Source organism: Actinoplanes sp. NPDC051537 (assembly GCF_055586105.1).
On record NZ_JBVJIU010000040.1, the window covers coordinates 11,376 to 17,440 of the forward strand.

The 6,065-nt window shown below is 67.2% G+C and carries 10 protein-coding genes; 7 read left to right on the forward strand and 3 right to left on the reverse strand.

What is annotated here, in order from left to right; genetic code table 11:
* Positions 1-132 precede the first annotated feature (132 nt).
* The 3 genes from ACZ6TB_RS48455 to ACZ6TB_RS48465 all read right to left on the reverse strand — a co-directional run bounded on the left by ACZ6TB_RS48455 (position 133) and on the right by ACZ6TB_RS48465 (position 2,025).
* Positions 133-363: a hypothetical protein gene (locus ACZ6TB_RS48455; RefSeq protein ID WP_465568589.1), complete on the reverse strand. Its 231-nt coding sequence runs from the start codon at positions 361-363 to the stop codon at positions 133-135.
* An 82-nt stretch (positions 364-445) separates the two neighbouring features.
* Positions 446-646, reverse strand: coding sequence for a hypothetical protein (locus tag ACZ6TB_RS48460; RefSeq protein ID WP_465568591.1), 201 nt, complete (start codon positions 644-646; stop codon positions 446-448).
* A complete protein-coding gene (locus ACZ6TB_RS48465) occupies positions 643-2,025 on the reverse strand; it encodes a DUF2637 domain-containing protein (protein WP_465568593.1) in 1,383 nt (460 codons plus the stop codon). Before ACZ6TB_RS48465 ends, ACZ6TB_RS48460 begins: the two co-directional genes overlap by 4 nt.
* Before the next feature lie 71 nt (positions 2,026-2,096).
* On the opposite strand from ACZ6TB_RS48465, the gene ACZ6TB_RS48470 reads away from it, so the two are divergent.
* The 7 genes from ACZ6TB_RS48470 to ACZ6TB_RS48500 all read left to right on the forward strand — a co-directional run bounded on the left by ACZ6TB_RS48470 (position 2,097) and on the right by ACZ6TB_RS48500 (position 5,920).
* A complete protein-coding gene (locus ACZ6TB_RS48470) occupies positions 2,097-2,375 on the forward strand; it encodes a helix-turn-helix domain-containing protein (RefSeq protein WP_465568596.1) in 279 nt (92 codons plus the stop codon).
* Between the two features lie 74 nt (positions 2,376-2,449).
* Positions 2,450-2,791, forward strand: coding sequence for a hypothetical protein (locus tag ACZ6TB_RS48475; protein WP_465568597.1), 342 nt, complete (start codon positions 2,450-2,452; stop codon positions 2,789-2,791).
* On the forward strand, positions 2,760-4,169 hold the full coding sequence (locus tag ACZ6TB_RS48480; protein ID WP_465568599.1) for a hypothetical protein: 1,410 nt from the start codon (positions 2,760-2,762) through the stop codon (positions 4,167-4,169). Before ACZ6TB_RS48475 ends, ACZ6TB_RS48480 begins: the two co-directional genes overlap by 32 nt.
* A gap of 340 nt (positions 4,170-4,509) precedes the next feature.
* Positions 4,510-4,989: a Panacea domain-containing protein gene (locus ACZ6TB_RS48485; RefSeq protein WP_465568601.1), complete on the forward strand. Its 480-nt coding sequence runs from the start codon at positions 4,510-4,512 to the stop codon at positions 4,987-4,989.
* Entirely contained in the window at positions 4,986-5,279 is a 294-nt protein-coding gene (locus ACZ6TB_RS48490; RefSeq protein WP_465568603.1) for a hypothetical protein, read from the forward strand. Before ACZ6TB_RS48485 ends, ACZ6TB_RS48490 begins: the two co-directional genes overlap by 4 nt.
* 48 nt (positions 5,280-5,327) lie before the next feature.
* On the forward strand, positions 5,328-5,516 hold the full coding sequence (locus ACZ6TB_RS48495) for a hypothetical protein (protein ID WP_465568604.1): 189 nt from the start codon (positions 5,328-5,330) through the stop codon (positions 5,514-5,516).
* On the forward strand, positions 5,513-5,920 hold the full coding sequence (locus ACZ6TB_RS48500) for a hypothetical protein (protein ID WP_465568606.1): 408 nt from the start codon (positions 5,513-5,515) through the stop codon (positions 5,918-5,920). The genes ACZ6TB_RS48495 and ACZ6TB_RS48500 overlap by 4 nt, the downstream gene beginning before the upstream one ends.
* The last annotated feature ends 145 nt before the right edge of the window (positions 5,921-6,065 follow it).

The window sequence follows — 6,065 nt, forward strand, 5'->3', positions numbered from 1 at the left end:
GATTCCCCCCCCCCCCCCCCCCCCCCCCCCTCTTCCCCCCCCCCCCCCCCCCCCCCCCCCCCCCCCCCCCCCCCCCCCCCCACGGCCGGGCTGTCCGAGATCCGGGCCTGGTCCCCGTTTTGAGATCTCACTTCACTCTGTGTGTCCATCGCGGGAGTCCTCCTTCCGGATCTCGTCGACTTTCGACATGACCCACTGGTGCACTTCGGTGATCCGGCCGGCCTGCCACGCTTCGGAGATCAGCCAGCCGCAGGCGGCGGACAGGGCTTGTTTGGCGGTGTCGGCGGTGTTGATCCGGTTGCGGTGGTAGTCGGATCGTTGCCGGTTTTTCCGCTTGGTGCGGACTGTGTTTGTCCAGGTCACGCCGCTCCGATCGCGTACATGACGGCGAACAGGGCGGTGAAGCCGGCGAAGATGCCGAGGAGTAGGGCGAGCGAGCGCATGATCACGGCTTCACCTGCTGCATGCTGGCGATGACCATGCCGAACAGGCCGGCGGCGATCAGCACGAACGCGGCGATCCGGCAAAACCACAGCTCGGCCCGGCTCGGCAGCCGGCGCAGCTGCCCGTCGATCACCACCGGCTCCGGGCGGGCCGGCAGGTTCGCGGGTCGTTTGCGGGCGAGCTCGCGGGACAGGGCGGTCATGAAGCGTTCTCCTTGCTGTCGTCATCGGAGGTGTTCCGGCCGGCCGTTCCGGCGTTCCGGTCGTGGTGTTCACGTACGGCGGTGATGAGCTTCGGAACGCGGCCCATGCCCGCTCCGGTCAGCCGCGCTACCTCGCGAGTGCCCCACTGGTAGCCGGGCTCCGGATGAGCGCGGAGCATCAGTTCGACGGCCTCGTCGTTCGTCAGCCGCGGCTCGGCAGCGACGCTGGCCGGAGCGGTCTTTCCGCTGGTCCGGGCCGGAACACCTGCCGGAGCGGCGGTGGTCCGTTCCCGGATCCGCGAGACCTGAGCGGCGTGTTCCGCCTCGAGCCGGGCCACCTGCTCCGCCGCCTCCGCTCGGATCCGTTCCGCTTCGGCGCGGAAGCGTTCCGCCATCTGTTCCGTCTCGGCAGCGCGGGCGGCGATCCGCTGCTCGAAGCCGGCGACCACGTTCGTGATCCGCTGTTGTTCCGCGGCGAGTTCGGAACGCTGCTCCGCGAGAGCCGTTCCGAGTTGGGTGATCCGCCGCCAGGGTGCGAACCGCAGCCACCACACCGGCCGGTCAACGTCGGCGGCAAGGGCGGCGGCCTTACGCCGGCGCACCTGCTCGAGGTGGGCAACCGCGTTGGAGACGGTTGCTTTCAGCGTCTCGTCGGGGTGGTTGCGCCACGCCACCCACGCGCACACGGTGTTGGTGGGCCAGGTGATCCAGCGCAACCCGAACTTCGGGTTGGTCCGGGCGACGGTGTCGGTGCCCTGCTCGAACTGGGCCAGCAACTCGTCGAAGATCAGCATGCCGAGCAGGGACAGGATCGCCAGGTAGCCGGCGCCGAGCTTGGATCCGCCGACCTCGTGCAGGAAGTTGATCCCGGCGGAGGCGACCATCGCCGCGGCGGCGATCCGGACGGCCCGGTCGGGGTTCAACTGTTTGCGGACGGCCCGGAACGCGAGCAGCGCGAACGCGATCGCCACGCCGTCGAGGGTGAGCGGGACGAGGTATTCCCAGCCGCGGTTCCAGCGCAGGTTGTCCCGTCCGAACGCGATGAGGCCGCGACCGGAGCCGATGAGCACAGCGATCCAGAACAGGCTGGCCGGGACCATCGCGGCGACCAGGAGGCGCCGGTCGCGGCGGTCTTGTTCGGTGAGGGGTTTCCCGTGGCGGGCGCCGGCCCGGAACGCCTGACCGCGCAGGAACGGAATGGTCAGGCAAGTAATGACAGCGAGGGCGGCGATGACCGCAACCCAGGTGATCGGGGGGATGGTGTCGAGCCTGCCGGTGATCCAGTCCTGGGCCGTGTGCAGCCACGATTGTCCGGCCGGGGTGGTGCTGGTTCCGGCGGGGTCGGGGATGGCAGGCAGGGCGAAGATCGCTCGGGGCATGGGCATCACGTTAGCACGCAGAGTAGAAGCGCTTCTAGTCCGCTTCTGACCAATGGTCTAACATCGTGCTCATGACTGCCACCTTCGACGCCCCCACGGTCGCGTCCCGGCTGCTCGACGAAGTTCGTGCCATCCGCGACCTACCGACGCGTGCGCAACGTAAAGAGATCCGCAGGCGTGCTGGCCTCTCCCAGGTCCGTATCGCCGCCGAGCTGGGCTTGAGCGTTCAGCGCATCTGGCAATACGAGAACGCCAGCGAACGCCTGCCGCGCACCTCGAACGTGCTGCGCTACCTCGATCTGCTGGCCCATCTCGACCGGATGACCGCTTCAAACGCTGCCCAAAAATGACGAAGGCCGCGGCGACTGCAACGCCACGGCCATCTCGCCATGCCCCACGTACGTCACCTACGGGAGCTGACACCTTGAAGGTAACCGACGAGCCCGCCGGGGAGAAGCTGTACACCGCGTCTGAGGTTCTCGAGGTCGCCCTGGCCGCGTACGAGCGCGGACTGATCGACGCACGTACACAGTCGGCTCGCGATTTCTGGAACGACTCCGCGCGCGCGGAGGTGCTGCGGGCCGGCCGGCGCGCATCCGAGATTACGCACATGAAACGGATCGCCGTTCAGGGCTACAGCCAGCGCGGCTACCCCGCCGGCTACGACTACCGCGGCGGCCCAGTCGACTGGCACACCGGCATGCCGGAAGGCTCCGGATGCGCATGGCTCCGCCGTGCTCGCCCTGGCCGCCAAGAGGCAGCCTGAGATGGAGTGCCTAGATCCCGAGGAAGACATCTGGTCGGGCTGGGACGACACCGCCGAGCCGCCCGAAGGCGACCGTCCCGCCGAGGTCAAAGAAACCAGCCCAGGCCCTGACGGTGCCGACTTCTGGAACAGCCGAGCGTCGCTTCGCCACCTACACGACTTCGCTAGAGCGCGCCGCGTCTCCCCCTGGGCTGTCCTCGGCGCCACCCTGGCGACGGTCGTCGCAGCGACCGAATCGGGCGCGCAGCTGCCTCCCACGATCGGGTCGTACGCCTCCCTGAACCTGTTCGTCGGGCTGGTCGGGCCGCCCGGCACCGGCAAGGACGCCGCGCGCAAGGTGGCTGTCGAAGCACTCGAGATGCCCCGCGATTCGAAGTTTCTGACCGCGCCGATCGGCTCCGGCGAGGGCCTGGCGCACATGTTCATGCGCGCCGATAAGGACGGCAAAGCCGAGCAGGTCAACGATGCCGCCTTGGTCACCATCGGCGAGATCGACACCCTGACGGCGCTGATCAAGCGCCAGTCGTCGACGGTTGCGTCCCAACTGCGGCAGGCGGCGATGGGCGAACAACTCGGCTTCTTCTACGTCGACACCGCCAAACGGATGATGGTGCCCGAGCACCGGTACCGGCTGTGCCTGCTCGCCGGAATCCAGCCGAGACGCTCCGGTGGGCTTCTCGGCGATGCCGACGGCGGCACCCCGCAGCGGTTCGTGTGGCTGCCGGCGTTCGACCCGGACGCTCCCGATGTCCCACCGGCATGCCCTGAGCCGATGACCTGGGTGCCGCCGCGGTGGCATGAGGCAGGCGGCCGGCAGATCGGCGGCATGTACCGGGTAGCCGTGCAACTTCCTTCGCAGGCAACCGACCTTGTTGTTGAAGCGCACCTTGCCCGAACCCGCGGGCGTGGAGACGCCTTGGACGGGCACGCGATCCTGACCCGTCTCAAGGTCGCCGCCTCGCTGGCGATCCTCGAAGGGCGGTCCTTCGTCGATGATCTCGATTGGCACCTTTCGGGGGTCGTGATGGCGGTGTCGGACAGCACCAGGGCGATGTGCCAGAAGGCGTTGCTCGAGGAGTCGCGGGCGGACAACACCCGGCAGGCCGAGGCGGAGGCGGCAAGAACGATCGTGGTGCAGGAGCGGGTGAACGACGCGGCTGTTCAGCGGGTGGCGCGCAACATCAAACGGCTGCTGGCCCGCAACGCCCCTCGGGCGATGGCGCACGGCGACGCCCGGAAGAGTCTCCCCGGCCGGGACCGGCAGTTCTTCGAACCGGCGATGTCAGCGCTGATGTTGGCCGGTGAGGTTTTGGAGGACAAGACCGACTACCACAACCAGCGCAGCATTCAATACCGGCTTGCGGCGGGCGGTCCTTGATCCCCGTGAGGGGTGGACAGGTGGACATTGTCCACCCCTCACGGGAAAACCAACCGAAATAGATCTTGCATTTCCCCAGGTAAAAGAAAATTCATCCTGAGATTAAGGGAGTCAGGTTGTGGGGAGGGGTGGACATTTGTCCACCTGTCCACCCCTCAACGCGATCAAGGAGGAATCGATGAGCAGTAATGGAAAGTCCGTGATCCGACAGGGTCAGGCAGACGACAGCGTTACCGTGAGTTCATCCCCTGTCGACGCTCCGAATACGGAGATCATGCCAACCCTCACTCTGACCCGACGCAGGACTGCGTCAGTCCTGACGCCGACCTATGGTGCCCCGATGACCGTCAGCGCCAATACCGTCATCGCCGCCATAGATCAAGAACGGCCGGGTCTCTCGGCCACCAAGACCCACCTGCTGCTCTTCTTCATCCAAGGCCACCACCTGGACCACCGCGACACACCGCTGTTCGCCGAACCGATCTACGCCACCGAGACCGGCGTGACGGTTGCCGTCGACGACACGCTGGCAGACGACCCGGGCAACAACGAGCTCAACACCGTCGGCTACGTGCTGTCCCGCTACGGCGGCCTGTCCCCCGCCGACCTGCGCACCCTCATCCAGGCCTCCACGCCGTGGCAGATGGCCCGCAAGACGGTCGACGAGCGCCGTATCGAATGGGCGTGGCTGACCGACTGGTTCCGCCGGCCCGAGGAGCAGGAAGACCCCGAAAACGACCGGCCCACCGCCAACATGGTCGCCGCGTTCGTCGCCCAGCGGAAGGCGGCCGGCACCTGGCCGCCGGAAAGGCCTTCATGACAGCTTCCGGCCTGTGGACTCTTGATCGTTTTCCGGAACGGTTGAGTCTGTGGCGCGACCTCGAAAAGCCGGCCGCCGACGTTGCCGCGGTCGTCGAGGAGTGGATCCCGACGCGCCGGATCAACCCGTTCCTCGGCGCCAGCGTCGAACGCAGCGAGGACGACTTCTGGTTCGCCCGGATCCCGGGAACCATGAGCAACGGTTCCGTCGTGGTGTGCTCGTTCTGGGTTGTCAGGTCCGAGCGTGTGGTGCGTTGCGACCTGTTCGGCACGTTCTCGTGGCCGCTCTAGCCAGGTTCGTATTGCGTCGTTACCGCCTATCGACGCTACTCTGAATTCATGGAGCAGGAGACCGGCACGCAGCAGGACGGGGTGTTCGACCCATCTGTCGGCATGGTCGTCACCGAGGCCGGAAAGGCCCGGTGGCGTCAGCGCTTGGCTGAGGCTGATGCTGCTCGTGACAGCGACCGTGAGGGCCGCGCCGAACTGTTGGCGAAGCTGCGCCAAGGCCCGGCCGCTTTCGCGTGAGCGACGATCCCGAGCCACGTACGATCCGGATCGTTCTCGACACCAGTGCCGTCACGGCGTGGGTACGCGGGTCAGTGGCTGTTGGCGAAATGCTGCTGATGATGGCCGAAGAGCACGGTGCCGCGGTACTGCCGCTGCAATGCCTGGTCGAGGCCGCCCACAGGGTCACCGCATCGGATTACCCACGTCTTGACCTGCTGGTCAACCACGAAGCCGTGTTCTTGCTCGTTGACGAGCCGCAGGAGTGGCGGGCCTTGGCAGCGATGCGGGGCATGGTGGAACGGCCCGATCTGGCGTCGGCGGCCCTGTTTGCGTTGACCTGCGAGGTGGACGTGTTCACCCGGGACGCCCGCTGGTATTCGCAGGTTTTCGGCGGTCGGATCGTCCTCGAGTTCGACGACTGATCAGCCGATCATCGACCTGAGCCAGCCGGTTAGGTGACTTCCAGGCAACGACACCGGTCGTTGAGTCGGTGCGCGGTCGGCTCTCATGGGCTGGTAGCCGGCCGCGTCACCAGCCCAGCGGACCGGCCCATGGGAGACCCCTCCA